At 69.0% G+C, this 24,881-nt stretch carries 25 protein-coding genes; 15 read left to right on the top strand and 10 right to left on the bottom strand.

The window, feature by feature from the left end:
* Positions 1–5 precede the first annotated feature (5 nt).
* From FHT32_RS24245 to FHT32_RS24275, 7 genes are read left to right on the top strand one after another with little or no spacing between them, the layout of a single operon-like run.
* The gene (locus FHT32_RS24245) at positions 6–932 is read left to right on the top strand and encodes an alpha/beta fold hydrolase (protein WP_176667150.1); all 927 of its coding nucleotides are present in this window, start codon (positions 6–8) and stop codon (positions 930–932) included.
* On the top strand, positions 929–1,807 hold the full coding sequence (gene fghA / locus FHT32_RS24250) for an S-formylglutathione hydrolase (protein ID WP_176667151.1): 879 nt from the start codon (positions 929–931) through the stop codon (positions 1,805–1,807). The genes FHT32_RS24245 and fghA overlap by 4 nt, the downstream gene beginning before the upstream one ends.
* Positions 1,808–1,865: 58 nt before the next feature.
* Positions 1,866–2,360 (top strand): GNAT family N-acetyltransferase, encoded by a 495-nt coding sequence (locus FHT32_RS24255; RefSeq protein ID WP_256099139.1) that lies wholly within the window; start codon positions 1,866–1,868, stop codon positions 2,358–2,360.
* Between the two features lie 24 nt (positions 2,361–2,384).
* Positions 2,385–2,774 (top strand): VOC family protein, encoded by a 390-nt coding sequence (locus FHT32_RS24260; protein WP_176667153.1) that lies wholly within the window; start codon positions 2,385–2,387, stop codon positions 2,772–2,774.
* Positions 2,775–2,809: 35 nt separating this feature from the next.
* On the top strand, positions 2,810–3,136 hold the full coding sequence (locus tag FHT32_RS24265; protein ID WP_176667154.1) for a YciI-like protein: 327 nt from the start codon (positions 2,810–2,812) through the stop codon (positions 3,134–3,136).
* Positions 3,133–3,561: a TfoX/Sxy family protein gene (locus FHT32_RS24270; RefSeq protein WP_176667155.1), complete on the top strand. Its 429-nt coding sequence runs from the start codon at positions 3,133–3,135 to the stop codon at positions 3,559–3,561. The genes FHT32_RS24265 and FHT32_RS24270 overlap by 4 nt, the downstream gene beginning before the upstream one ends.
* The gene (locus FHT32_RS24275) at positions 3,558–4,181 is read left to right on the top strand and encodes a 3'-5' exonuclease (RefSeq protein WP_176667156.1); all 624 of its coding nucleotides are present in this window, start codon (positions 3,558–3,560) and stop codon (positions 4,179–4,181) included. Before FHT32_RS24270 ends, FHT32_RS24275 begins: the two co-directional genes overlap by 4 nt.
* A 10-nt stretch (positions 4,182–4,191) precedes the next feature.
* Here the strand turns inward: FHT32_RS24275 and FHT32_RS24280 are convergent, their stop codons facing one another.
* Together FHT32_RS24280 and FHT32_RS24285 are read right to left on the bottom strand one after the other, a co-directional pair.
* Positions 4,192–4,920, bottom strand: a complete 729-nt coding sequence (locus FHT32_RS24280) for an alpha/beta fold hydrolase (protein WP_176667157.1) — start codon at positions 4,918–4,920, stop codon at positions 4,192–4,194.
* Positions 4,921–5,020: 100 nt separating this feature from the next.
* Entirely contained in the window at positions 5,021–5,989 is a 969-nt protein-coding gene (locus FHT32_RS24285) for a helix-turn-helix domain-containing protein (RefSeq protein ID WP_176667158.1), read from the bottom strand.
* 161 nt (positions 5,990–6,150) lie between these two features.
* Between FHT32_RS24285 and gnd the strand changes: the two genes are divergently transcribed.
* The 5 genes from gnd to FHT32_RS24310 all read left to right on the top strand — a co-directional run bounded on the left by gnd (position 6,151) and on the right by FHT32_RS24310 (position 14,314).
* Positions 6,151–7,575 (top strand): decarboxylating NADP(+)-dependent phosphogluconate dehydrogenase, encoded by a 1,425-nt coding sequence (gnd, locus tag FHT32_RS24290; protein WP_176667159.1) that lies wholly within the window; start codon positions 6,151–6,153, stop codon positions 7,573–7,575.
* A gap of 15 nt (positions 7,576–7,590) precedes the next feature.
* Positions 7,591–8,142, top strand: a complete 552-nt coding sequence (locus FHT32_RS24295; RefSeq protein ID WP_176667160.1) for a GNAT family N-acetyltransferase — start codon at positions 7,591–7,593, stop codon at positions 8,140–8,142.
* Between the two features lie 190 nt (positions 8,143–8,332).
* Positions 8,333–11,572: an efflux RND transporter permease subunit gene (locus FHT32_RS24300; RefSeq protein WP_176667161.1), complete on the top strand. Its 3,240-nt coding sequence runs from the start codon at positions 8,333–8,335 to the stop codon at positions 11,570–11,572.
* Between the two features lie 4 nt (positions 11,573–11,576).
* Positions 11,577–12,836 (top strand): efflux RND transporter periplasmic adaptor subunit, encoded by a 1,260-nt coding sequence (locus FHT32_RS24305; protein ID WP_176667162.1) that lies wholly within the window; start codon positions 11,577–11,579, stop codon positions 12,834–12,836.
* Positions 12,833–14,314: an efflux transporter outer membrane subunit gene (locus FHT32_RS24310; RefSeq protein WP_176667163.1), complete on the top strand. Its 1,482-nt coding sequence runs from the start codon at positions 12,833–12,835 to the stop codon at positions 14,312–14,314. Before FHT32_RS24305 ends, FHT32_RS24310 begins: the two co-directional genes overlap by 4 nt.
* Positions 14,315–14,332: 18 nt before the next feature.
* Here the strand turns inward: FHT32_RS24310 and FHT32_RS24315 are convergent, their stop codons facing one another.
* The 6 genes from FHT32_RS24315 to FHT32_RS24340 all read right to left on the bottom strand — a co-directional run bounded on the left by FHT32_RS24315 (position 14,333) and on the right by FHT32_RS24340 (position 18,953).
* Positions 14,333–15,265, bottom strand: a complete 933-nt coding sequence (locus tag FHT32_RS24315) for a LysR family transcriptional regulator (RefSeq protein WP_176667164.1) — start codon at positions 15,263–15,265, stop codon at positions 14,333–14,335.
* A 24-nt stretch (positions 15,266–15,289) separates the two neighbouring features.
* Positions 15,290–15,649 (bottom strand): hypothetical protein, encoded by a 360-nt coding sequence (locus tag FHT32_RS24320; protein ID WP_176667165.1) that lies wholly within the window; start codon positions 15,647–15,649, stop codon positions 15,290–15,292.
* A gap of 89 nt (positions 15,650–15,738) precedes the next feature.
* Positions 15,739–16,134 (bottom strand): roadblock/LC7 domain-containing protein, encoded by a 396-nt coding sequence (locus FHT32_RS24325; protein WP_176667166.1) that lies wholly within the window; start codon positions 16,132–16,134, stop codon positions 15,739–15,741.
* Positions 16,131–16,673, bottom strand: a complete 543-nt coding sequence (locus FHT32_RS24330) for an ATP/GTP-binding protein (RefSeq protein ID WP_176667167.1) — start codon at positions 16,671–16,673, stop codon at positions 16,131–16,133. Before FHT32_RS24330 ends, FHT32_RS24325 begins: the two co-directional genes overlap by 4 nt.
* Positions 16,670–17,347: a hypothetical protein gene (locus FHT32_RS24335; protein WP_256099140.1), complete on the bottom strand. Its 678-nt coding sequence runs from the start codon at positions 17,345–17,347 to the stop codon at positions 16,670–16,672. Before FHT32_RS24335 ends, FHT32_RS24330 begins: the two co-directional genes overlap by 4 nt.
* Before the next feature lie 637 nt (positions 17,348–17,984).
* Positions 17,985–18,953, bottom strand: a complete 969-nt coding sequence (locus tag FHT32_RS24340; protein ID WP_176667168.1) for a LysR family transcriptional regulator — start codon at positions 18,951–18,953, stop codon at positions 17,985–17,987.
* A 321-nt stretch (positions 18,954–19,274) separates the two neighbouring features.
* On the opposite strand from FHT32_RS24340, the gene FHT32_RS24345 reads away from it, so the two are divergent.
* The 3 genes from FHT32_RS24345 to FHT32_RS24355 all read left to right on the top strand — a co-directional run bounded on the left by FHT32_RS24345 (position 19,275) and on the right by FHT32_RS24355 (position 21,344).
* Positions 19,275–19,820 carry a MarR family winged helix-turn-helix transcriptional regulator gene (locus FHT32_RS24345; RefSeq protein WP_176667169.1) on the top strand — a complete coding sequence of 182 codons (546 nt, stop codon included), beginning with the start codon at positions 19,275–19,277 and terminating at the stop codon, positions 19,818–19,820.
* A gap of 82 nt (positions 19,821–19,902) precedes the next feature.
* Complete coding sequence (locus FHT32_RS24350) at positions 19,903–20,481, top strand: DUF1569 domain-containing protein (RefSeq protein WP_176667170.1); 579 nt, start codon at positions 19,903–19,905, stop codon at positions 20,479–20,481.
* Between the two features lie 92 nt (positions 20,482–20,573).
* Positions 20,574–21,344, top strand: coding sequence for an alpha/beta fold hydrolase (locus FHT32_RS24355; protein ID WP_371132248.1), 771 nt, complete (start codon positions 20,574–20,576; stop codon positions 21,342–21,344).
* Here FHT32_RS24355 and FHT32_RS24360 read toward each other — a convergent pair.
* Together FHT32_RS24360 and FHT32_RS24365 are read right to left on the bottom strand one after the other, a co-directional pair.
* The gene (locus tag FHT32_RS24360; RefSeq protein ID WP_176667171.1) at positions 21,337–22,377 is read right to left on the bottom strand and encodes an RNA methyltransferase; all 1,041 of its coding nucleotides are present in this window, start codon (positions 22,375–22,377) and stop codon (positions 21,337–21,339) included. The genes FHT32_RS24355 and FHT32_RS24360 overlap by 8 nt on opposite strands.
* 111 nt (positions 22,378–22,488) lie before the next feature.
* A complete protein-coding gene (locus tag FHT32_RS24365) occupies positions 22,489–24,762 on the bottom strand; it encodes an aminotransferase class V-fold PLP-dependent enzyme (protein WP_176667172.1) in 2,274 nt (757 codons plus the stop codon).
* Positions 24,763–24,881: the final 119 nt, after the last annotated feature.

Below are 24,881 nucleotides of genomic sequence, written 5' to 3' on the forward strand. Positions count from 1 at the left end.
TCGTGATGGAAAGAATGGAACCCCTGCGCAGGATCGAGGCGGGCGTCCTCGAAGTCGCCTACTACGAGGCCGGCCCCGCCGACGGTCCGCCGGTGCTGCTGATGCACGGCTTTCCGTACGACATCCACAGCTATGCCGAAGTCGCGCCGATGCTGGCCGATGAGGGCTGCCGCGTGATCGTGCCGTACCTGCGCGGCTACGGCGCCACACGCTTCCAGAGCGAGGCGACGCCGCGCTCGGGCGAGCAGGCTGCGCTGGGCGCCGACCTGCTTGCGCTGCTCGACGCGCTGAAGATCGAGCGTGCCGTGCTCGCCGGCTACGACTGGGGCGGCCGCGCGGCCTGCGTGGTCGCGGCGCTGTGGCCCGAGCGCTGCGCGGGGCTGGTGTCCCTCAACAGCTACAACATCCAGAACATCGCCAAGGCGATGGAGCCCGACACGCCCGAGAACGAATACAGCCTCTGGTACCAGTACTACTTCCATAGCGAGCGTGGGCGCGCCGGCCTGCACAAGGACCGCAAGGCGTTCACGAAGTTGCTGTGGAAGCTCTGGTCGCCCACCTGGAAGTTCGACGACGCCACCTTCGAGCGCAGCGCCGCCGCCTTCGACCATCCCGACTTCGTGGACGTGGTGATCCAGTCGTACTGCCACCGCTTCGGCCTGGTGCCGGGCGATCCGGCCTACGCCGACATCGAGCGCAGCCTCGCGGCCCAGCCCACGATCACCGTGCCCGCCATCACCTTCGACGGCATCGACGACGGCGTGCGTTTGCCGGCCGATGCCTCCGCCCACGCCCACCGCTTCGGCGGCCCGCGCTCGCACCGGCTCGTGCCCGGCGCCGGCCACAACCTGCCGCAGGAAGCGCCGCGCGCCTTCGCCGACGCCGTGCTCGAACTCGTGCCCGCCCTGCGCGGCAAGAATACCCAGCAATGACCGACAACACACCGAAGATTCTTTCCGAGCACCGTGCCTTCGGCGGTACGCAGCGCTTCCTCGAGCACCGCTCGCTGGAGATCGGCCTGCCGATGCGCTTTTCGATCTACCTGCCGCCGCAGGTCGCGCACGAGCGCGTACCGGCCCTGCTCTACCTCGCGGGCCTGACCTGCAACGAGGAAACCTTCGCCATCAAGGCCGGCGCGCAGCGCATGGCGGCCAGCCTGGGCATCGCGCTGATCGCACCCGACACCAGCCCGCGCGGCCCCGAGGTGGACGGCATCCCCGGCGCCAAGGACAACTGGGACTTCGGCATCGGCGCCGGCTTCTATCTCGACGCGCTGGCCGAGCCATGGGCCACGCACTGGCGCATGGAAAGCTGGATCGTGCACGAGCTGCTGCCGCTGGTGGCCAGGCACTTTCCCATCGACGGCGAGCGCATCGGCATCTTCGGCCACTCGATGGGCGGCCATGGGGCGCTGACGCTGGCACTGCGGCATCCGGGGCGCTTCAAATCGCTGTCGGCCTTCGCGCCGATCTGCGCGCCGACGCAGTGTCCGTGGGGCGAGAAGGCCTTCGGGGGCTACCTGGGCGAGCCCGGCGCCGACCGCGCGCAGTGGCTGGCGCACGACGCCAGCGCGCTGATGAAGTCGCAGGTCACGGCGCCGTATCCGCAGGGCATCCTCATCGACCAGGGACTGGACGACAAATTCCTGGCCGAGCAGCTGCACCCCGAAGCCTTCGAGGCCGCCTGCTTCGCCGCCGGCCAGCCGCTCACGCTGCGCCGCCATGCGGGCTACGACCACGGCTACTACTTCATCCAGAGCTTCATGGCCGACCACATCGCCCACCACGCACAGACCTTGCGCGCCTGAGCGTTCGCAGGCCGCCTCATCGACCTCGGCGCCACCGCGCCGTATGATGAAACGCATCATGTCCGCCGCCCAGATTCCGGCTTTCCACCTGCGGTCGCGCAAAGGCGGCGCCGAGGAGAACATGGTGCTGGCGGGCATCTGGCGCCGCGCGTGGATCGCCGCCAACCGCGACGTTCCGCACGTCGAGCCCATCGCCCACTGGCTGCATCGCGTGCACACCGAGTTCGGCCCGCCCGCCGAGGTGGTGGTGGCCGAGCGCGAAGGCCAGGTGCTGGCCTTCATGGTGCTGCTGGCGCGGCGCGAGTACGTGGCCCAGCTCTTCGTCGAGCCGCACCTGCGCAACCAGGGCCTGGGCAAGGCGCTGCTCGACGAGGCCTGCGTGCGCATTCCCAACGGCTGGCGGCTGCATGTGGCGGCCACCAACACATCGGCCCAGCGCTTCTACGAACGCTACGGACTGGAGCGCGGCGCGACCGATTTCCACCCCACGAGCGGCCGCGAACGCATCGCCTACCATTGGTCGCCCTCGCGCCCGCCGTGGCGCATCGGCTGAACATCCTTCATTCTTCGCCGCCCCATGCGCATCGACCACATCGCACTCTGGACCACCGATCTCGAACGCTGCAAGCGCTTCTACGTCGACTACTTCGGCGCCACCGCCGGCGCAGGCTACGTCAACCCGGCCAAGGGCTTCGCCTCCTGCTTCCTGAGCCTGGGCGACGGCGCGCGCATCGAGGCCATGACCACCACCACGCTCGCGCCCGTGCCTGCCGAACCCGGCGCGCAGCGCATGGGCTGGACGCACCTGGCGATCAGCGTGGGCTCCGACGCCGCCGTGGATGCGCTTACGCAGCGCCTGAAGGCCGACGGCTACCCGCTGCTCGACGGCCCGCGCCGCACCGGCGACGGCTACTACGAGAGCGTGGTGCTCGACCCGGACGGCAACCGCATCGAGATCACCGCCTGAGCGCGCCGCGCGGCCATCTTTTCCAGGACTTCACCGTGCACTACCTGCTGATCTACGACACCGCCCCCGACTACCTCGAACGCCGCGGCGAGTTCCGCGACGCGCACCTGGCGCTCGCTTGGCAGGCCGTGGAGCGCGGCGAACTGCTGCTCGGTGGCGCCACCGGCAATCCGCCCGACGGCGCGCTGCTGCTCTTCGAAGCCGATTCGCCCGACGTGCCCGCCGCCTTCGCGAAGCTCGACCCGTACGTGCTCAACGGCATCGTCACCGGCTGGCAGGTGAAGGCCTGGAATACGGTGGTCGGCGCGCAGGCGTCGACACCGGTGCGGCCCGCAGCGGGCGTTGCGGGCGCTGCGCGATGAGCGAGTTTGTCCAAAGCCTTCACGAGGTCTTCGAGCGCCTGGGCCGCATCGAGACGAAGCGCATGTTCGGCGGCCACGGCGTCTGGCACGAGGGCCGCATGATCGCGCTGGTCGCTGGCGAGACGCTCTACCTCAAGTCCGACGCGGAAAGCGCCGCGCACTTCGACAGGCTGAACCTGCAGCCCTTCACCTACATGCGCCAGGGCAAGGCGATGCCGATGTCCTACCGGCTCGCCCCGGCGGACCTCTTCGAGGACCGCGAGGAGGCCGCGCGCTGGGGCCGGCTCGCCTATGAAGCGGCGCTGCGCTCGGGCCAGCCGCCCAAGCCGAAGAAACCGAAAAAAGCGCCAGCTGCAAAGAAGGCGGCGGCCAAGAAAGCACCCGTGAAGAAGAAAAAGACGACGACGAAAGCAGCCTCCCGGTGAACGAGCGCCGCACCAACCCCGCGCTCCCGCCCCTGCTCGAGCGCGAACAGATCGCGCTGCTCGATCCCTTCGAAAGCCTGGCCACGGCGAAAGTCGTGGTCGTCTCCACCCTGCAGGAGGCCGAGCGCGCCGCCGCCACGCTGCTGGCGGTCGGCATCGCGGGCTTCGACACCGAATCGAAGCCCACCTTCGCGAAGAACGAGGTGTCGGGCGGGCCGCACGTGGTGCAGTTCGCCACGCGCGATGCAGCCTGGCTGTTCCAGCTGCACCGCACCGAGTGCAACCCGGTGGTGGCCGCGTTGATCGCCTCGACCGAGTTGCGCAAGGTCGGCTTCGGCCTGTCGGGCGACCTCACGCTGATCCGCAACCGGCTGAACATCGAGCCGAAGGCCGTGTTCGACATCGACGACGAGTTCCGCCGCCGCGGCTACCGCAGGTCGGTGGGCGTGAAGGCCGCGGTGGCGCTGGTGTTCGGCCGCCGCTTCGTCAAGTCGCGCAAGGCGACCACCTCGAACTGGGCCAACCGGCAGCTCACCGAGGCACAGGTCCGCTACGCCGCGAACGACGCCTGGGCGTCGATCCGCGTGTACGACGCGCTCTTCGGCGGCGCCGGCGCCTGAACTGAAGGGCTCAGTCGCGCCCGGCCTCGATGATGGCCTGGGCGAGCCGCTTGGGGTTCGAGAAGAACATCTCGTGACTGCCCGGGCACTCCACCAGCCGGAACAGGCCCAGCCGCTCCGACAGGCGCGGATGCCACGGCAGGCCGTGCGGCATCGCGGTGTCCTGCTGGCAGTTCAGGTACGACTTGCCCAGCGCCAGCGCGGCCAGCGGCTGGCTCAGGCGGATCTTGTCCGTGAAGGTGCGATACGGATGGGGGTTGAGCTTCTCGTAGGCGGCCTGCGCAGTTGCCAGGTCGGCGTCGTTGATGAAGGCCTCGCGCCAGATCTCGAAGGGCAGCGTCACCGCGTTGCCGTTGCCTGCGGCCACGGCGTCGAACATGGTCACGTAGTGCGGCGGCACCATGTCGTTGAGCGATTCGCCGTCCAGCGGCACGAAGGCGTTGATGTAGACCAGCCGCTTGAGCCGGTGGGCGATGCGGTCGGCCACGCCCGAGATCACCATGCCGCCGTAGCTGTGGCCCACGAGGCGCACCTGCGTGAGGTCTTTCTCCTCTATGTAGCGCACCGCGGAGGCAATGGCGTCTTCCAGGCCGGTGCTGGAGCGGTCGTCGCCGGGGTTGTTGCCCGCCAGCGTGGGGCAGTACACGGTGTGGCCGGCCGCGCGCACGCCGTCGGCCACGGCTTCGATCTCGGCGCCGGTGTGCCACGCGCCGTGGACCAGGACATAGGTATCGGACATGGGAAGTCTCTTTCGTGGTTTCGATGCAGAGGGACTTTAGGAACGGGGCGATGCCGCGAATGGCCGATGCCTGCCACGCGGATGGCCGGTTCGCGCCAGTTCAGCGCCGGCGCCGCAGTTCGCCGGGTGTGGCGCCCAGGTGCGCACGGCATTGGCGAACAAAGTGTGAAGCATCGGCCAGGCCCACGCGATACCCGATTTGGGCGATGCCCAGACGGTCGAAACGTGCATCGGCCAGCATGCGGCGCGCGGCTGCCATGCGGAAACCAGCAAGCGCGGCGGCGAAGGTAGTGGGCCCCTCCGCGCTGCCTTCGCCGGCGGCCAGGCAGCGGTGCAGGCTGCGTTCGCTGATTCCCAGCCCGCGCGCCACGCTCGCCGCGGTGAGCCCGCACTCGGCGTGCCGCTCGCGCGTGGCATCGAGCACGCGGCGGCGCAGCGCCGCCCTGCCCTTGTCCGGCGCATCCGCGGCGCCGCTTCCCGTGGCCAGGGCGAGCAGGCTGCCGAGCTGGTCGCTCAGCAGCTCGGCGGGCATAGGGGGCTTCGCCGCCAGCTCGGGCGTCAGCTGCCGCACGAAGCCGCTGAGCACGCCGCCCCAGCCCGAGTGCCCGTCGATGCGCCGCGCCACCTGGTCGCCGGCATCGGGAATCCAGGCATCGACCCAGGCAGTGGGCAGCTCGATGGAGACGGTGTCGGCCGACTGCAGCAGGTGGAATTCGTAGAGCCGGCGCGAATCGACCAGCACCGCGTCGCCCGGAAGCAGGCGCGCTGAGCGGCCGTCCTGCACCGCCACCCAGGCCGAATCGGCCTTGCACAGCAGGTAGAAGTAGTTGCTGCGGCTGTGGGCGATGGCCCGGCGCGTGCGGTAGACGTCCTGCGCGCTGCCGCGCACCTGGTTGACCACGATGGGCCCCAGCGGCGCCGATTCGAGCGTGGCGCCGAAGCTGCCGGCCGCGGGGCTGGTCACGTCCATCTCCAGGAAGCCCTCGCAGACCGCGCCCACCCAGTAGTCGAGCCGCTGCGCGAGCGGCACGGCGTCGGTGGACCAGCGGTGGATGGCGTCGTGGCTCATGGGGGCATGAACATAGCCAAGGCGGACCCGCTTGCCAATCGGGTTTAGACCACCTCCGACGCCCGCCTGGCGCCACATCGGCACAATGGCCCTCGAATCAAACCGGTGCGTCGAGCGCCGCCCCGCATGCATACACACACGAAGGAAGGACAACACAGGCCATGAGCAACAAGCAAAGCGACTTCGGACTGATCGGCCTGGCCGTGATGGGCCAGAACCTCGTGCTGAACGTGGAAAGCCGCGGCTTCCAGGTCAGCGTCTACAACCGCACAGAGGCCACCACCGAGGCCTTCATCGCAGCCAACCCCGGCAAGAAGCTGGTCGGCGCGAAGACGCTGGAGGAGTTCGTGCAGAGCCTGGCGAAGCCGCGCAAGATCCAGATCATGGTGAAGGCCGGCGCCCCGGTCGACCAGGTGATCGAGCAGCTCATTCCCCTGCTGGACAAGGACGACATCGTCATCGACGGCGGCAACAGCCTCTACACCGACACCGAACGCCGCGACGCGTACCTCGCCTCCAAGGGCCTGCGCTTCATCGGCGCGGGCGTGTCGGGCGGCGAGGAAGGCGCGCGCAAGGGGCCTTCGATCATGCCGGGCGGGCCGCTTTCCACCTGGGAGGTGATGAAGCCGATCTTCGAGAGCATCTCGGCCAAGGTGGACGGCGAGCCCTGCGTGATTCACATCGGCCCCGGCGGCGCGGGCCACTACGTGAAGATGGTGCACAACGGCATCGAGTACGGCGACATGCAGCTCATCTGCGAGGCCTACAGCCTGTTCAAGGCAGCCGGCTTCAGCACCGACGAGATGGCCGCCATCTTCAACGAATGGAACGAGGGCGAGCTGCAGAGCTACCTGATCCAGATCACCGCCAAGGCGCTCGAGCAGAAAGACCCGGAAACGGGCAAGCCGATCGTCGACGTGATCCTCGACAAGGCCGGCCAAAAGGGCACGGGCCAGTGGACGCTGATCAACGCGGCCGAGAACGCGGTGGTCATCAGCACCATCAACGCCGCGGTGGAAGCGCGCGTGCTCTCCTCGCAGAAGAAGGCGCGCGTGGCGGCCAGCAAGCAGCTGCAGGGGCCGAAGATCGAACTCTCGGTGGAGAAGAAGGCGCTGGTGGCCAAGGTGCACGACGCGCTCTACGCCTCGAAGGTCATCAGCTACACGCAGGGCTTCGATCTCATCAAGACCATGGGCGACAAGAAGGAGTGGAAGCTCGACCTGGGCGGCATCGCCTCGATCTGGCGCGGCGGCTGCATCATCCGCGCGCGCTTCCTCAACCGCATCACCGACGCCTTCCGCACCGACCCGGCGCTGGCCAACCTGATGCTCGACCCGTTCTTCAAGGACCTGCTCAACCGCACCCAGCAGAACTGGCGCGAAGTGGTGGCGCTGGCCGTGAGCAACGGCATCCCGGTGCCGGCATTCAGCGCATCGCTGGCCTACTACGACAGCTACCGCACCGAGCGCCTGCCCGCGAACCTGCTGCAGGCGCAGCGCGACTTCTTCGGCGCCCACACCTACGAGCGCGTGGACAAGCCCGAAGGCCAGTTCTTCCACACGGACTGGCCCGAAGTGATCGGCTAGACCCCGTGTGATGCCATGCCGGCCCTCGACTACCCCAACCACCTGGTCGAGGACTGGCAACTGCGCGACGGCACCCCGGTGCGCATCCGCCCGATCCGCGCAGAAGATCTCGCGATGCACACCGCCTTCGTGAACGGCCTCTCGAAGGAAACCGGCTATCGGCGCCTGCTGTCGCCGCGAACGCCGCAGCCAGACGAGCTGTGGCGTATGACTCACATCGACTACGACCGGGAACTGGCGTTGATCGCGACCACGGCGATCGACGGCGCCGAACGGCAGATGGGCGTGGCGCGCTACGTGCGCGGCGACACGCCCCAAACGGCGCAGGTCGCCGAATTCGCCATCGTCATCGCCGACGCCTGGCAGCACCACGGCCTGGCCCTGAAGCTCATGCGCAAGCTGATCGACGCCGCCAGGGCAGCCGGCGTGAGGCAGCTGGCCGACATCACCCTCTACGACAACACCGCCATGCTCGCGCTGGCGCGCAAGCTGGCCTTCAGCGTGCAGCGCGATCCGGGCAACCCGAACGTGACACGGCTGAGGCTCGCGCTGGACCCGGCCGCCTGAGCTTCGGCCGGCCAGCGGCCGAACCATTCCGCCATTCCGTTACCTGGTGCGCCCTGCGCCGGTCCGCCGCTGCAAGCCCGCACGCAGCCTTTTGGTAAAGCGCCACACCTCGTTCGCAGGCCCCTGCAAACCTAAATCTACTTCCTTATGATGCAAAACCTTTTTCCGCCGGAAGCAGAGAGCCTTCGCCATGGTCCAGCTCGCATTGCGTCGTCCGTACACCTTCATCGTCATGGCGATGCTGATCGTGCTGGCCACGCCCTTCGTGCTGGCGCGCATGGCGACCGACATCTTCCCGGAGATCAACATCCCGGTGGTCAGCATCATCTGGAACTACAACGGCCTGCCGGCCCAGGAGATGGGGCAGCGGATCTCGGGCCAGGTGGAGCGCGGGCTGACCACCACGGTGAGCGACATCGAGCACATCGAGTCGCAGTCGCTGGCGGGCGTGGCCATCATCAAGGTGTTCTTCCAGCCCACGGCCAACATCGAGATGGCCATCTCGCAGGTGGTGGCCTCGATGCAGGCGCAGGTGCGGCAGCTGCCGCCGGGCATCACGCCGCCGCTGGTCATCAAGTACTCGGCCTCCAGCGTGCCGGTGGTCCAGCTGGCACTCTCCAGCCCCACCCGTTCTGAGAACTCCCTCTTCGACGCCACCGTCAACCAGCTGCGCCCGCAGCTCATCACCGTGCCGGGCGCGGCCATTCCCTTTCCCTACGGCGGCAAGAACCGGCTGATCTCGGTCGACCTCGACACCCAGGCGCTGCAGGCGCGCGGCCTCTCGCCGGCTGACGTAGTGAATGCGGTGAACACGCAGAACCTGATCCTGCCTTCGGGCACGGCCAAGTTCGGCGCCACCGAATACAACGTGCGCATGAACGGCTCGCCCGATGCCATCGCGGGCCTGAACGATCTGCCGGTCCGCACGGTCAACGGCGCCACCACCTACCTGCGCGACGTGGCCTATGTGCGCGACGGTTTCTCGCCGCAGACCAACGTGGTGCGCCAGGACGGCGTGCGCGGCGTGCTGCTGTCGGTGCTGAAGAACGGCGGCGCCTCCACGCTGGACATCGTCTCCAACATCCGCGCGATGCTGCCCATCGCCGCCCAGACGATGCCGGAAGACATCAAGATCACGCCGCTGTTCGACCAGTCGGTGTTCGTGAAGGCCGCCGTCAAGGGCGTGGTGTTCGAGGCCATCCTGGCGGCCGCCCTCACGGCCGCGATGGTGCTGCTCTTCCTGGGCAACTGGCGCAGCACGCTGATCATCGGGCTGACGATTCCGCTGTCGATCCTGGCGTCCATCCTGGTGCTCTACGCGCTGGGCGAAACGCTCAACCTCATGACGCTGGGCGGCCTCGCGCTCTCGGTGGGCATCCTGGTCGACCAGGCGATCGTGACCATCGAGAACATCGAGCGGCACCTGCACATGGGCACGCCGCTGAAGGAGGCCATCGAGATCGGCGCGGGCGAGATCGGCTCGGCGGCCTTCGTGTCCACGCTGTGCATCTGCATCGTGTTCGTGCCGATGTTCTTCCTCTCGGGCGTGGCGCGATTCCTGTTCGTGCCGCTGGCCGAAGCGGTGGTGTTCGCGATGATCGCGTCCTACCTGCTGTCGCGCACGCTGGTGCCGACGCTGGTGATGCTGCTGATGGGCGGTTCGCATTCGGCGCAGACCGCTCAACAGGCCGAAGGCGCGAAGCAGAGCGCCCTGCAGCGCCTCTACCGCGCCTTCGACCGCCGCTTCGAGCGCGTGCGCCGTGCCTACACGCTGGTGCTGTCGGCGGTGCTTTCCAAGCGTGCCGGCTTCATCGGCCTCTTCCTCGGCTTCTGCCTGCTGTCGTGCCTGCTCTACCCCGCGCTGGGCCGCGACTTCTTCCCGACGGTGGATGCCGGCCAGATCCGCCTGCACCTGCGCGCGCCCACCGGCACGCGCATCGAGGAGACAGCGCGCCTCACCGACCGCGTAGAGGCCGCGATCCGCGAGCTGGTGCCGCCCGACCAGCTCGAGACCATTCTCGACAACCTGGGCGTGCCCAACAGCGGCATCAACCTGTCGTACAGCAACGCCGGCACCATCGGCACTTTCGACGGCGAGCTGCTGCTGTCGCTGAAGGAGGGCCACAAGCCCACCGAACAGTTCGTGTCGCTGCTGCGGGCCGAGCTGCCCAAGCGCTTTCCGGGCACGGAGTTCTTCTTCCAGCCGGCGGACATCGTCACGCAGATCCTGAACTTCGGCCTGCCCGCGGCCATCGACGTGCAGTTCAGCGGCAACGACATGGCCGGCAACGCGGCGCGCGCGGCCGAGCTGACCAAGGCGATCCGCAAGATCCCCGGCGCGGTCGACGCCCACGTGCACCAGCGCCTGGACGGCCCCGCGCTGAGCCTGCAGATGGACCGCACCCGGCTGCAGCAGTACGGCCTGACCGCCTCCAACGTGGGGCAGAACGTGCTCATCGCGCTGTCGGGCAGCTCGCAGACGGCGCCGGCCTTCTGGCTGAACCCGGCCAACGGCGTGGTCTACAGCATCGCGGTGCAGTCGCCGCAGTACGTGGTCGACTCGCTGGACTCGCTGCTCAACATCCCGGTGGGCGCGGGCGGCACGCCGGCGGCGGCGACAGCGGGTGGTGGCTCGCAGCAGCTGCTGGGCAACCTGGTCGACGCGCAGGCCGCGCGCCAGCCGGCCGTGATGTCGCGCTACAACATCGCGCCGGTGATCGACGTCTACGTGAGCGTGCAGGGCACCGACCTCGCCAGCGTGGCATCGAAGGTGCAGAAGCTGGTCGACGAGATGCGGCCCACGTTGCCGCGCGGCAGCCGCGTCGAGATCCGCGGGCAGGTGCAGACGATGCAGTCGTCCTTCATCGGCCTGGGCGTGGGGCTGGCGATGGCCATCGTGCTGGTGTACCTGCTGATCGTGGTCACCTTCCAGTCGTGGCTGGACGCGGCCATCATCATCACGGCCCTGCCGGCCGCGCTTGCGGGCATCGCGTGGATGCTGTTCATCACCGGCACCACGCTGAGCGTGCCGGCGCTGACGGGCGCGATCATGACCATGGGCGTGGCCACGGCCAACTCCATCCTGCTGGTGTCGTTCGCGCGCGAGCGGCTGGCCGCGGGCATTCCGCCGCTGTCGGCCGCACTGGAAGCGGGCGCCACCCGCATCCGCCCGGTGCTGATGACGGCGCTGGCGATGATCATCGGCATGATCCCGATGGCGCTGGGCCTGGGCGAAGGCGCAGAGCAGAACGCGCCGCTGGGCCGCGCGGTGATCGGCGGCCTGGTCTTTGCCACGGTGTCGACATTGTTTTTCGTGCCTGCCGTGTTCGCGGGAGTGCACAGTCGGCTTGCGCACCGCCGGGCGGCGCGCGAGGCCGCGCAGCACCAGCATCAACCGCCAGCGGGCACGGTCGCCCCCCAGGAGAACTGATTCCATGACGGAGCAACGCCATTCGGCATTGGCCATCCACCCCATCGCCGCCGAGGAAGGCGACGGCGAGCAGTTGCTGCGCCGCCGGCAGATCGTGCGGCGCACGCGCTGGCTGGTGCTGGTCGTGCTGGTGCTGCTGGCGCTGGGCGCGGCGCGCACCGTCATCGTGCGCATCGCCAACGCCCGCGCGCTGGAAGCCGGCACCGCCGAGCGCGCAAAGCAGTACGTGCAGACCGCCCTGCCCCGCGTGCCCACCGCGGGCCAGACGCTCTCTCTGCCCGGCACGCTGCAGGGCTTCGTGCAGTCGCCCATCTCGGCGCGCGCCAGCGGCTACCTCAAGCGCTGGACCAGGGACATCGGCAGCCGCGTCGAGAAGGGCGAGCTGCTCGCCGAGATCGAGACGCCCGAGATCGACCAGCAGCTCTCGCAGGCCGTGGCCGCGCGCGCGCAGGCCGCCTCGGGGCTGGAGCTGGCGCGCAGCACCGCCGAGCGCTGGGAGGCACTGCGCAAGAAGGACGTGGTTTCGCAGCAGGACCTGGACGAGCGCCGCAGCGCCGTCGCGCAAGCCACCTCCAACGTGGCCGCGGCCGATGCCAACGTGCAGCGCCTGAAGCAGACCGAGGGCTTCAAGCGCGTGGTGGCGCCGTTCGCGGGCGTGATCACACGGCGCAACGTCGACGTAGGCGACCTGATCGACGCCGGCGCGGGCGGCGGCGCCGGGCGTGCGCTCTTCATGCTGGCGCAGACCGATCCGCTGCGCGTGTACGTCAACGTGCCGCAGGCCTACGCGCAGCTGGTGAAGGCCGGCCAGCCGGTGGTGGTGACGCAGGCCGAGCTGCGCGGCCAGAGCTTCAAGGGCGAGGTGGCGCGCACCTCCGGCGCCATCGACACGACCACGCGGATGATGCAGGTCGAGGTCTCGCTGCCCAACAAGGACGGCGCGCTGCTGCCCGGCGCCTACGTGCAGGTGTCGCTGCCGCTGGCCGCGAGCCGCACGCTCACCGTGCCGGCGAACGCGCTGCTGTTCCGCGCCGAGGGCACGCGCATCGCGGTGGTCGATGCGCAGGGCCGCGTCGCCCTGCGTGCGGTGACGCTGGGGCGCAACTACGGCGAGAACGTGGAAGTGATCGACGGGCTCCAGGGCAGCGACCGCATGGTGCTGAACCCGTCCGACTCGCTGGCCGACGGCGACGTCGTGGCTGTCGCGCCTGACCAGCCTCCTGCCAAGGCGGCGCCTGCCGGGGCAAAGAAGGAGCCGGCGTGAAGCTCCTTCGACTGCCCTGCGCGGCCGCGCTGCTGGCACTCGCAGCCGGCTGCGCCGTCGGCCCCGACTACAAGACGCCCGATACACCCCTGCCCGTCAGCTGGAAGCTCGAGGAGCCCTGGCGCCTGAGCGCGCCCAGCGACGGCGCCGACAAGGGCCCGTGGTGGAAGCGCTTCGACGACGCCACGCTCGACACGCTGCAGGCGCAGGCTCTGGCCGGCAGTCCCACGCTGGCCATCGCCAACGCGCGGCTGGCACAGGCGCGCGCCACGCTGGCGGCCACGTCGGCGAGCCGCTATCCGCAACTGGGCCTGGGCGCGCGAGCCTCGCGCCTGAAGATCTCGGCCAACCGGCCTCTCACCAACTACGCCACCGCCAATTCGTCGACGGTGCAGAACGACTTCGCCCTCTCGCTGAACGCGAGCTACGAGATCGACCTCGCGGGCCGCGTGCAGCGCACCGTCGAGGGCGCGGCCGCCTCCGCCGAGCAATCGGCCGCCGATCTCGCGAACACCCGGCTGCTTCTGAGCGCCGAACTCGCCAGCAACTACTTCAACCTGCGCTCCACGGATATCGAACTCGACGTGCTCTCGCGCTCCATCGGCCTGCAGCGCCGCGCGCTGGAGCTGGTCACGGCGCGCCACGACCTGGGCGCGGTGTCAGGGCTGGACGTGGCGCAGCAGCAGGCGCTGCTCGAGACCACGCTCACGCAGGTCGACGTGCTGAAGAAGCAGCGCGCACAGTACGAGCACGCATTGGCCACGCTCACCGGCACACCGGCGCCCAACTTCTCGCTGCCGGTGGACCTGCGCGAGATCCGGCCGCCCGCGGTGCCGCTGGGCGTGCCGTCCGAGATCCTGCAGCGCCGCCCCGACGTGGCCTCGGCCGAACGCGCGATGGCCGCTGCCAACGCGCAGATCGGCGTGGCCACGGCCGCCTTCTACCCGAGCTTCGTCATCTCGCCCACCGTGGGTGTGGACAGCCGCATGATCGAGACGCTCTTCAACGGCCCCAGCCTGCTGTGGTCGGTGGGCGTGTCGGCCACGCAGGTGCTGTTCGATGGCGGGCGGGTCCGCGCGAACGTCGACTTCGCGAAGGCCGGCTACGACGCCACCGTCGGCAACTACCGCCGCACCGTGCTGACGGCGATGCAGGAGGTGGAAGACGGCATCACCGGCCTCTCGGCGCTCGACAGCGCCACCACGCAGGCACAGTCGGCCGTGACGGCGGCTCGGCGCGTGCTCGACATGGCGACCAGCCGCTACGAAGGCGGTGCCTCGACGTACCTCGACGTGATCACCGCGCAGCAGTCGCTGCTGACGGTGGAGCGGCAGGCCGCGCAGCTGCAGGGGCAGCGGCTGCTGACATCGGTGTTCCTCGTGAAGGCGCTGGGAGGAGACTGGTGCGGCGCCGATGTGTCCGGTGCGCCCGCGAACTGCCTCGCGCCCGGCGCCGACCGCACCGCCAAGGCCGACTGATCGTCGCCGGCCGGCGTTTCAGCCGGCGGGCATCCCCGGAGAAGCCGGACTCCAGTCCGGGCTGGCGGCAAGCTTCTCCATCGCCATCTCGACGAAGGCCGAGACCGCGTGCGGAATGTGATGGCGGCTGGCGTAGATCACGCTCAGCCCGCGTCCGGCGCGCCTGTACTGCGGCAGCACGCGCACCAGCCGGCCGGCGGCCAGGTCGGAAGCCACCACGATCGAGGGCAGCGCCGCGATGCCCAGGCCGGCGCACGCGGCCTTGCGCCGCACGTCCTCCATGTTGCTCACGAAGCGGCCGCACACGTGCACGTCGTGCTCCACGCCTTCGGCGTCCTGCAGGAGCCAGGTCGACAGTCGGCCCGTGTCCGGCGGCGGCGTCACGCAATGGTGTTCGCCGAGTTCATCCAGGCTGGCGGGCTGGCCGTGCGCAGCCACGTAGCCGGGGCTCGCGAAGAGGCCGCCGTAGCTGGCGAATATCCGGCGCTTCGCATCGCTCGCATCCCGCAGCGGACCACCGCGGAAAGCCACGTCGATGCGCTCCGCGACGAGGTCGGCCACCGCGTCGCTGAGGACGAAGTCGAGCCGCACGCGCGGATTCGCCGACAGAAAGGCGGACACCCACTCCATCGGGAAGAAATCGAAGAAATTGGCCGGCGCGGCCACCCGCACCGGGCCGCTCGGCTCCTGGCCGCCCGCGAGCTGCAGCTTCCCGGCACCCATGAGCTCCTCGACCGCGGGCAGGCAGCGCTCCAGAAAAGCCTGCCCGGCGCTCGTCAGCGCCAGCTTGCGGGTCGAGCGCTGCAGCAAGCGGGTGCCCAGGTGCGCCTCCAGCTGCCGCACTCGCCGGCTCAGGGTCGCGGAGGGCATGCGCAGGTGCCTCGCGGCTTCGGCAAAACTGCCGAGCCGCGCCACCTGCACGAACATGGCGACTTCGTTGAGATCCAGCACCGGGAACTGCCTGCCTGTGCTTTTTCAGAAGTCCATCAGCTTGTCGACTTCCATCGTCTTGCGGCGTGCCAGCGCGAGGTTGGCGCGCTGCTTGTCGAGCACCACGTATAGGAAGAGCCCCTCCTTCGCGGCCGAGGGCCGGAGGATGTGGTACTGCTTGCCGAGCGTGATGAGCATGTCCTCGATCACGTCGTTCAGGCCCAGCGCGCGCATGGTCTTGAGCTTGGCGCGCACCACTTCCGTGTTGCCGGCCGCGGCGATCTCCATGTCCACGCCCGACCCCACGCTGCCGAGGATCATGCCGCTGCCGGCGTCGACGACGGCCGCGCACATGGCGCCGTCGATGGTGAGGATGTCTTCGAGCGTCTGCTTGATGGAAGCCAAGTTTTTCTCCAGTGGAACAGTTGAAAGTTGAGGTTGCTGCGTACAGGAATGCACCCGCGCCACGCAGCCGCGCGCGGGAAGATCGGTGGTCATGCCTCGGCGAGGGTCCTGGCGAGTTGTGCGGCGCGGTAGGCCACCATCGCGGGCACGGCGCTGTCGCGCGCCAGGACGTTGATGACGAGCTCCGCGTCGCGGCGATGCACGCTGTGGAACACCGCGAAGCCCGAGTCCGTGAGCACCATCACGCTCTCACGGCGGCCGAGGCGGGCCTCCTGCGAGACCACGTCGCCGATCGCCACGATGGAGCTGCCCATGGCGGCCACGCGCGCCGGATCTGCATCGCCGGCGGAGGCGGAGGCCACGTCGAAGCCGTCCGCGGTGGCGACCACCGCCGCCGTCACGCCGGTCAGCTCCTCGACGAGCTTGCGCACTTCGCGCTGCGCGTGCGCCGTGGCTGTCCTGGAAAGGCCGTGTCTTGAATTCACTCTTTGTCTCCCCGCATGTCGGCTTCGAGTTGCATGAGCAGCGTGTCGATCAGCAGGAGCACGTCGTTCCTGCGGCGCACGTCCACTTCGAGAATGGGAAACACCCGGCCGGTGGATGCAAGCCGGTCGGCATAGTCGTCGAGGGTGGGCACGGGGTGGGACTGCATCCGTCCCACGCCCACGACGCAGGGCAGCGTCCGAAGGTGCTCGGCGAAGCCCTCGAGGTAGACGGACAGGTCGGCCAGCGGATCGCTCCGCGAGTTGTCCATCAGCACGATCAGGCCCAGCGCGTTCCTCGCGAGGATCTTCCAGAGAAAGTCGAAGCGGGTCTGCCCGGGCGTGCCGAACAGGCGGACGATGTCGCCGTTGTCCAGCGTGAGCTGGCCGAAGTCCAGGCCGACGGTGGTGCGGGCCTTGTCGATGGTCGTGTCGGAGTTGCGCACGTCGGTCACGACCGGCGCGGTCTCGCTCACGAGGCCGATGGCCGTCGTCTTGCCGGCACCCACGGTGCCCGTGACGAGGATCTTGTATTCCCTCATGGCACGCGCAGGCCCAGCCGGCGGCGAATGCCGTTGATGAAGCTGCGCGCGAAATCGCCACCGCCCCCCGTCTTGTCGCTCCGGGGCATGACGGGCGGCAGGGCCTGTGCCACGTGCAGCTCCAGCACGCCGGCCTTGCGCAGTTCGAGCAGGAAGGCCACGCACTGGGAAAAAGGCAGCTGGCTGATGTCCGACAGCTCGGTCGCGTTCAATGCGCGGCGCGACAGCAGGCTCGCCATGCGGATGTTGTCGAGGTCGTTGCGCAGCAGCAGGGTCGGCGGCCAGCGGCGCAACATGAAGTACTCCGCGTCGGACACCTCGACTTCCAGCGCCGTCTGCTCGTGCGGCATGAGGCCGCCGGGCTGCGCTTCGCGCAGCGCCTGCTCGATGCTGCAAAGCCACTGCTGCAGCCTGTCGGCACGGATCGGCCGCTCCATGGTGCCGGGCTGCCCGCCCGTGTTCATGCGCGTGAGCCTGAGCACTGCGGCGGCCATGCTGCCGACCACCCCGGGATATTCATGTTCCGCCGAAGAGTTGTCGACCAGCAGCGCGTCGTAAGGCGGCGCATCGACCAGCTGCCAGGCGAAGCCGGGCTGGCTCGCCGAGAGCCTCATGATCGTGCTGATCAAGACCACCTCTGCCATGGGCAGCTTGTGGACGCCGAGCCTCAGCATGGATGTGTCCTTTCCGCCGCGGGCGTACCCGGTCAGTCCAGCGCGGCTACGTCGCGCAGGCCTTGCAGGCGCGGCACAAAGATGCGATCCACCATCGCGACGGCGGCTCGATGAAAGCGGTCCATCCCGATATGGACTGCCAGGAGTCCGTCCGAACCGCCAAGCGGTCGTCCACTCGGCACGTCGTACCTGCAGTTGGACAACGCAGCGGATGCGGCCACGGCCATGCAAGCCAGGAGGACCACTGTTTCGACCAGAGTGACGCCCTTGGCGCGACGCGAAAGTCGTTGTCCTGCGTGTTGTTTCGCCGCACTCGGCCGCCGTGTTTTCAACCCGTTCCCCTTGCCTGTGATCCACAAGATCCATTCCCTTGTCCGGGAATCATGAAAATGAATGAATTCTTTGCTTGAAGCTCGATGCAGACATGCCGAATTTGCATGTCCATCAAAAGACTGCTCGTGACAATTGTTTACGAGTTTTGTCGCACTCGACTAGCGCACAAAATGAGTTTCAGCCGATCAGCTTTCGATGCAATCCGCACAGCCCTGTCGAATGATTTGCACCAAATAAAGGCAAATAGCCCTCATGTGGTGCAAACGAATAGGGAGCGGGATCGGAGGAAATTACGCCCTGGCGCTCAACGGCAGACCAGGGAATCGAGTTGCCGCTCCAATTGGCTCTCGCACATCGCCTCGGCCGGAGGAGGCGTCCACTCCCGCTGGCTGAGCTTTTCGATGGCCATGTCGACGAACGCCGTGACGGCCAGCGGGCGCTGCTGGCGGCTCGGGTAGACCACGCTCATGCCGCGCCCTGCCCGCACGTATCGAGGCAGCACCGGCACCAGCCGGCCCGACGCCACCTCGGCCGAGGTCAGGACCGCCGGCAGGGCGACGATGCCCAGTCCGGCACAGGCCGCATCGCGCAGCGCCACGTGCGTGTTGCTGCTGAAGCGGCCCCGCACGCGCACGTCCTCCTCGGAGCCGTCTGGCCCCTGCAGGCGCCAGGTGGCGAAGCTGCCTGTGGCCGGGGGCTGCGTCACGCATTCGTGCTCGCCCAGTTCGCGCAGGTCGCGCGGCGCGCCATTCGCCGCGATGTAGGCGGGGCTGGCCAGGAGGCCGCCGTAGCTCGTGAAGATGCGGCGCGCCACGTAGCTCGAATCCTCCAGGGCCCCGATGTGGAACGCCACGTCGATGCGATCGGCGATGAGGTCGGCCGGCAGGTCGCTGAGCACGAAGTCGATCTGCACCAGCGGGTGCGCAGCCATGAAGGCCGACACCCAGCCTATGTCGAAATACTCGAAGAAGCAGGTCGAAGCCGCCACCCGGATCGCGCCGCTGGGTTCCTTGCTGACCGCCACGTGCGACTGCCCGGCCTCTATCAGCTCCTCGACCGCGGGGCCGCAGCGCTCGTGGAATGTCTGGCCGGCGCTCGTCAGCGTGAGCTTGCGGGTGGAGCGCTGCATCAGGCGGGTGCCCAGGCGTGCCTCGAGCTGCTGGATGCGCCGGCTCACCGTGGCCGAGGGCATGCGCAGGTGCCGCGCGGCCTCGGCGAAGCTGCCCAGGCGCGCCACCTGGACAAACATGGCGACTTCGTTCAGATCGAGCAAGAGATTCCTTTCTTGGATGACTGCTGCAAAAAGCCTGCTCAATTCCTTTATTGCTATCGATCGATATTCAAATCGAGATCAATTCAGAGCGAATAGCGGGGCGATATGCCGATCCCGCGCAGAAGCACGGCGGCCAACACTGAGCACTGGCTGACTTTCCGCAATTGGCGGACGCCCTATCGAAAAATGCCGCGAATCTCAATGACATTGCGGCAATATTCATTGCCCGGCTGTTTATAAATTTCGACAAACGATTGATCTAATCCATCACCCACCATCGAGGTCGGTTGGCCGACAGACGACCTCGCCTTCGGATTACCCATGCAAGTTTTCACCGATACCCAGGCACTGCGCGCCCCGCGCTCCCTGGACGACCTGCTCCTGTACCGCCTCCACCGTGCCATGCGCCCGGGCAGCGGCATGGCGACGCGCCTCGTCGAAGGCGGCTTCGGCATCACGCACCGCGAGTGGGGAATGATCGGCATGCTCGCGCAGATCGGCGAGATCACCTCCTCGGCATTCGCCGAGCGCCTGCAACTCGACCGCGTGCGCACCTCGCGCGGCCTGCGCAGCCTGGCCGAGAAGAAGCTGGTGGAGCGCAGGCGCGATGCCGACGACGGCCGCGAGGTGCACGTGCGGCTGAGCGCCGCGGGCCGGGAGCTGTGCGATACGGTGTTTCCGCGGATCGCGCGCCTCAACATGGACCTGCTCGACGTCATCGACGAAGAGCACCTCGACGTCTTCCTCATGTGCCTGCACCGGCTCGAGCTGCGAGGCAAGGAACTGAGCGCGCTGGGCGCGGTGCCCGAGAAGGCCGACCGGCGCTCGGGCGGCACCCGCCACAGGTGGCCGGGCCGCAGCGCTTGAGCGGGCCCGAAGCGCGATCGTTCGGAGATCGTCGGAAATTTGACAGTTCCGGCGCTGCCCGGTGCCTACCATCCGGCACCACATGAACACCGACACCAAGAATGACCATCCCGTCCGCCGCACCCGGCGCGCCCTGCTGACCGGCGGCGCGCTGCTCGCGGGCGCGGCGGCCGCGGGTGCCGGCTACGTCCTCACCCACTCCGACCAGCCCATCGCCATGGCCGATTTCTCCGACCTTCCCCGCGCCATGCGCACTCTCGAACGCCTGCGAACCACGCCGCTGCGCACCCGCTCCGGCTGGGACCTGGCGCAGGTGCTGCACCACAGCGCGCAGAGCATCGAGTACTCGCTGGACGGCTTTCCGCAGCTCAAGCCCGCGTGGTTCCGAGCCTCTGTAGGCAGCATGGCGTTCGCGGTGTTCTCGGCACGCGGGAAGATGAGCCACGGGCTCGAAGAGCCCATCCCCGGCGCACCGGCGATCGCCTCGGGCCAGCCCCTCGATGCGGCCGTGGAGCACCTGATGAGCGCACTGGGCCGCTTCGGGCGGCACGGCCTGGCGCTCGCGTCGCACTTCGCCTACGGCGCGCTGAGCAAGCCGGAGTACACCCGGGCGCATCTCATGCACCTGGCGAATCACTGGGAGCTGGTGGACGCCGGCTGACCCCGTGCCGGCGCGCAGCAACCGCCCATGCAAGGGGCGGCGGCTGCGCGGGTATCCTCCCGGGCCATCGAAGACCCGACGGAGACAAGGCGGTGGATATCTTCATGGAACAAGGCGGCGAAGGCCCCGACCTGCTTCTCATGCTGCACGGCATGGGCGCGACCGGCGCGGTGTGGTCGCCTCTGTGCGCGGACATGCGCACCGGCGCCAGCGCTCGCTGGCAAGGCCGCTGGCTGGCGCCGGACCTGCCCGGCCACGGCCGCTCCGCCGCACAGGACTCCTATGCCATCGGCCAGCACGCCGCGAGCGTGGCGCGCGCGGTGCTGCCGCACATACAGCCTGGGGGACGCCTCGTGGTGCTCGGGCATTCGCTCGGCGGCGTGATCGCCCTCGCGCTCGCCACCGGCTGGTTCGGCCTCGTGCCGCATCGCGTGTTCGCGGCGGGCATCAAGATCGCGTGGAGCGACGAGGAAGTGCAGCGCATGGACTCGCTCGCGCTGCAGCCCGCGAAGCTGTTCCCGACGGAAACGCAGGCGCAGGAGCGCTACCTGAAGGTGTCGGGCCTCGCGGCGGTTGCCGGCGCGGCATCACCGGTGGCCGCGCGAGGCGTCGCCCGTGAAGGCGACGGCTGGCGCCTGGCGATGGATCCGCGCGCCAATGCGGTCGGCAAGCCGCCGCTGTCCGAACTGATGGCGTTGGCGCGCTGCCCGGTCCATCTCGCGCGCGGAGGCAACGACGCGATGGTGACGCTGGAGCAGACCCGCTCGCTAGACGCCGATGCGCGCGACCTCGGCCCTCATGGGCACAACGTGATGGTCGAGGCGCCCGCCCAGGTCCTGGACTGGATGGCTTCCTTCAGCTGACGCGCAGTTCTTCGATCCTGCGGATCGGTATCGCCGCTTCGGCGGTGCGTGCCCTGAGCTGGCCGCATCCGCCATCGACGTCCTGCCCGGCCGAGTGGCGCAGCTTCGTCAGGATGCCGCGCTGGTGCAGCGTGCGGGCCATCTCTTCGCAGCGCTCCAGCGACGGGCGGCTGAAGCCGACGCCGTCCACCGCGTTGAAGGGAATCATGTTCAGCACGCCCCACTTGCCCGAGAGCAGCCGCACGATGCCGTCGATCTCGTCCTGTCCGTCGTTCACGCCCTCCAGCAGCGTCCACTGGTACTGGATGGGGTAGCCGCTGGCGCGCGCATAGCGTTCGCCCGCCTCTACCAGTTCTTCGGGCGTCATGCCGGGCGCGCGTGGAAGCAGCTTCCTGCGCAGCTCGGCCTTGGTGGTGTGCAGCGAGAGCGCCAGCGCGGGCCTCACGCGCTCCTTCATCAGCCGCTCGAACACGCGCGGATCGCCCACGGTGGAGAACACCAGGTTCTTGTGGCCGACGTTGCCAACCGTGCCCAGCAGCTCGATGGCTTCGAGCACGTTGTCCATGTTGTGCGCCGGCTCGCCCATGCCCATGAACACCACCTTGCGCACCGGCCGGCGCATGCGCGCGAGAGCGACCTGCGCAATGATCTCGGCGCTTCCAACCTGCCGCAGCAGGCCGTCGCGGCCCGTCATGCAGAACTGACAACCGACGGCGCAGCCCACCTGCGAAGAGACGCAGAGGCCGTCGCGCGGCAGCAGCACGCTCTCCACGGTCTGGCCGTCGGCGAGAGCGACCAGCAGCCGCTCGGAACCGTCGGCGCCCGGATGCGCCGCGACGACGCGCGCGAGCCCGGCCAGCTCGGCCTCGATGGACGGTAGCTCCTCCATCAGCGAGGCGGGGAAGAAGCTCGCGGGCAGCCGCCTGCCGCTGTTCCTGGGCAGCGCGTGTGACCACAGGCGCAGGATGCGCTGCTCGTGGCTGGGGCCGGCTCCGGCCTTTCTCAGCCGCTGTTTCAGTTCGTGGATTCGCATGTGCCGCCTGGGGCAGGAAAGCGCCCGCATGCTTGCGGGACGGTGATCGACATGCGCAGGATTGTGCACGGCGCCGGCTGCCTCACCCTCGGCTGCAGCCGGCCAGGCACATCAATGCACTACGGCGCCCGGCTCTTCGGCAACGCCGCGCGCAGGCCACAACGCGAGGCCGCCCGAGAGGCTCCATGCCTGCGCATGGCCGAGGCGACGAAGCGCCTTGGCGGCCTGCGCGCTGCGGTTGCCGCTTCGGCAGTAGAAAAGCACCGGCGTCGCAGCCGGCAGCGCCAGCCATGCGGGCAAGGCATTGAGCAGGCCCGACAGCGGCACGGCCTCGCAATGCGCGCCGGCGCCGAAGGGCAGCGATTCGCTCAGGCGCTGCTCGTAGGGCTCGCGCACGTCCACCAGCAGCAGGCCCGGGTTTTCGCGCAGCAGCCGCTGCGCTTCGGCGGCGCCCATCTCATGGCCAGCCTCATGGCCCGAACCGGCGCAGCCGCCGTCGACGCGCGCGCCGCATGCCAGGGTCTGGTATTCGGTCAGCGCGAGCCCTTCTTCGAGCTCGGCCTTCGCCGCCGCGAAGTGCGCGTCGTCGATGCTGCCGGCGAGCACCTGCGCGAGCAGCGGCTGGGCGGCGCACTCGCGGGCCAGGGTGCTCGCGAAGCGCTCGTCGTAGTCGTGCGCCGACAGCAGCAGCGTGTGCGGGCCCACGGCCTGCTGCAGCCTCTTCAGCGAAGAGCCGAATGCCAGCGGCGCGCTCTGCGCGAAGTCGCTGCGGCCCAGCGCGCCGGGCATCACGGTGTCGCCCACGAAAGCCAGGCGGATGTTCATCTGCGCGTCGTGCAGCAGGTAGGCGGTCGAGTCGGCGGTGTGCCCGGGCGTCGCCAGCCGGGTCAGCATTTGCGCACCGAGGCAGATCGCATCGACGCCCAGCGGCCAGCCGAGCGCATCGACCCCGCCCTGGGCCAGGAGCCGCACGGGAAGCGCCGCACGCAGTTCGCCGCCCGAGGACACGTGATCGCCATGGCTGTGCGTGTCGAGTACGGCGACCAGCGTGTACTCCTGGCAGCGAAGCAGCTGCGAGATGCGCCCGGTAAGCTCCGGCAGCGGATCGATGACGACGCAGCGCCGGCTCTCGGCGTCGGCCACGAGGTAGCAGCAGGCACCGCCCACCACGAACCGTGTCAGGCCATCGAGCGCGCTGCCCGGGCGCGGCGCTTCTTCCGAGGTACTGAGGCAGCTGGCGCGCAGCGAAGCGCCGCAGGAGCCGATGCGCGCGCAGGCTTCGTCGATGAAGGCCGGATCGCTCGCCGGGCCGAAGGACAGGCGCACGGCCGATGCCGCCTGCCAGGCGGGCAGGCCCATTGCCTGCAGCACGTGGCTGGGCAGCGCCTTGGCCGCGCCGCAGGCCGAGCCCCCGCTCACCCGCACGTCGGCCGCGTCGAACAGGTCCTGCAGCAGCTTGGAGTCCAGGCCGGGCACCGAGAAATTGAGGGTGGTCGGCAGGCTCAGATCGAAGGGGGCGTTGAACACCACGCCGGGGAACGCGCTCTTCAGCGCGGCGGCGATGCGTTCGCGGTACGCCTCCAGCGTGCGCCTGCCCATGAAGGTCTGGCCGTCCTCGAGCGCCTCCAGCACGGTGCCGAGCGCGGCGATGCCGGACATGTTCTCGGTTCCGGAGCGCAGCGCGCCTTCCTGGCCGCCGCCTGCCATCAGCGGCGTGAACGGCGCGCCCTCGCGGACGTAGAGCAGGCCGATGCCCTTGGGGGCGTAGAGCTTGTGCCCCGAGAACGGCGCGTAGTCGATGCGGTGGGCCGCGAGCCGCAGTTCGAGCTTGCCCAGCGCCTGCACGCTGTCCACCATCCACAGGGCCGGGCTGCCGGCCAATGCCTGCTCGATGCCGTCCAGGTCGCTGATGACGCCGGTCTCGTTGTTGGCGGCCATGGTGCAGACCAGGCCGGCCCGGCCGGCATGCGCGCGCAGCCATTGCAGGTCGTGGCGGCCGTCGCGGCCGACCGGGATCGGCAGCACGCGCAGGTCCAGGCCCAGCAGCCGGTTCCAGTGCCTGATCGCCTCCGGCACCGCCTTGTGCTCGGTCGCGCCGTACAGGATGCAGTCCACGTCCGTGCGGCCGCGCAGCGAGCTCAGTGCCGACAGCACCGCCGTCTGGATGCCTTCGGTGGCGCCACTCAGAAAGAGCAGGTCGCCGGTAGGAGCGCCGAGCAGGCGGCGCGCGCGGGAGCGCACCGAATCCATCAGCGCGCGCGCCTTCAGCCCGGTGCTGTGGACGCTGCTGGGATTGCCGAAGTCGTCGGCCATGGCTGCGAGTGCCGCGGCCCGTGCGCGGGGCAGCACGGGCGTGGTGGCGTTGGCGTCGAGGTAGATGTCCATTGAGGTGATTCCGGCGAAAGGGGCGGCGCGGCGGGGTGCCGCGCTCCTGAAGGAGTCTGCCGGCCGGGCTTGGGAATCGGCTTGCCTTTTGCACAGGCGATATCTATAAGATTGGAATC

This window comes from Variovorax sp. SG517 (genome assembly GCF_013376045.1).
GTDB lineage: Bacteria > Pseudomonadota > Gammaproteobacteria > Burkholderiales > Burkholderiaceae_C > Variovorax.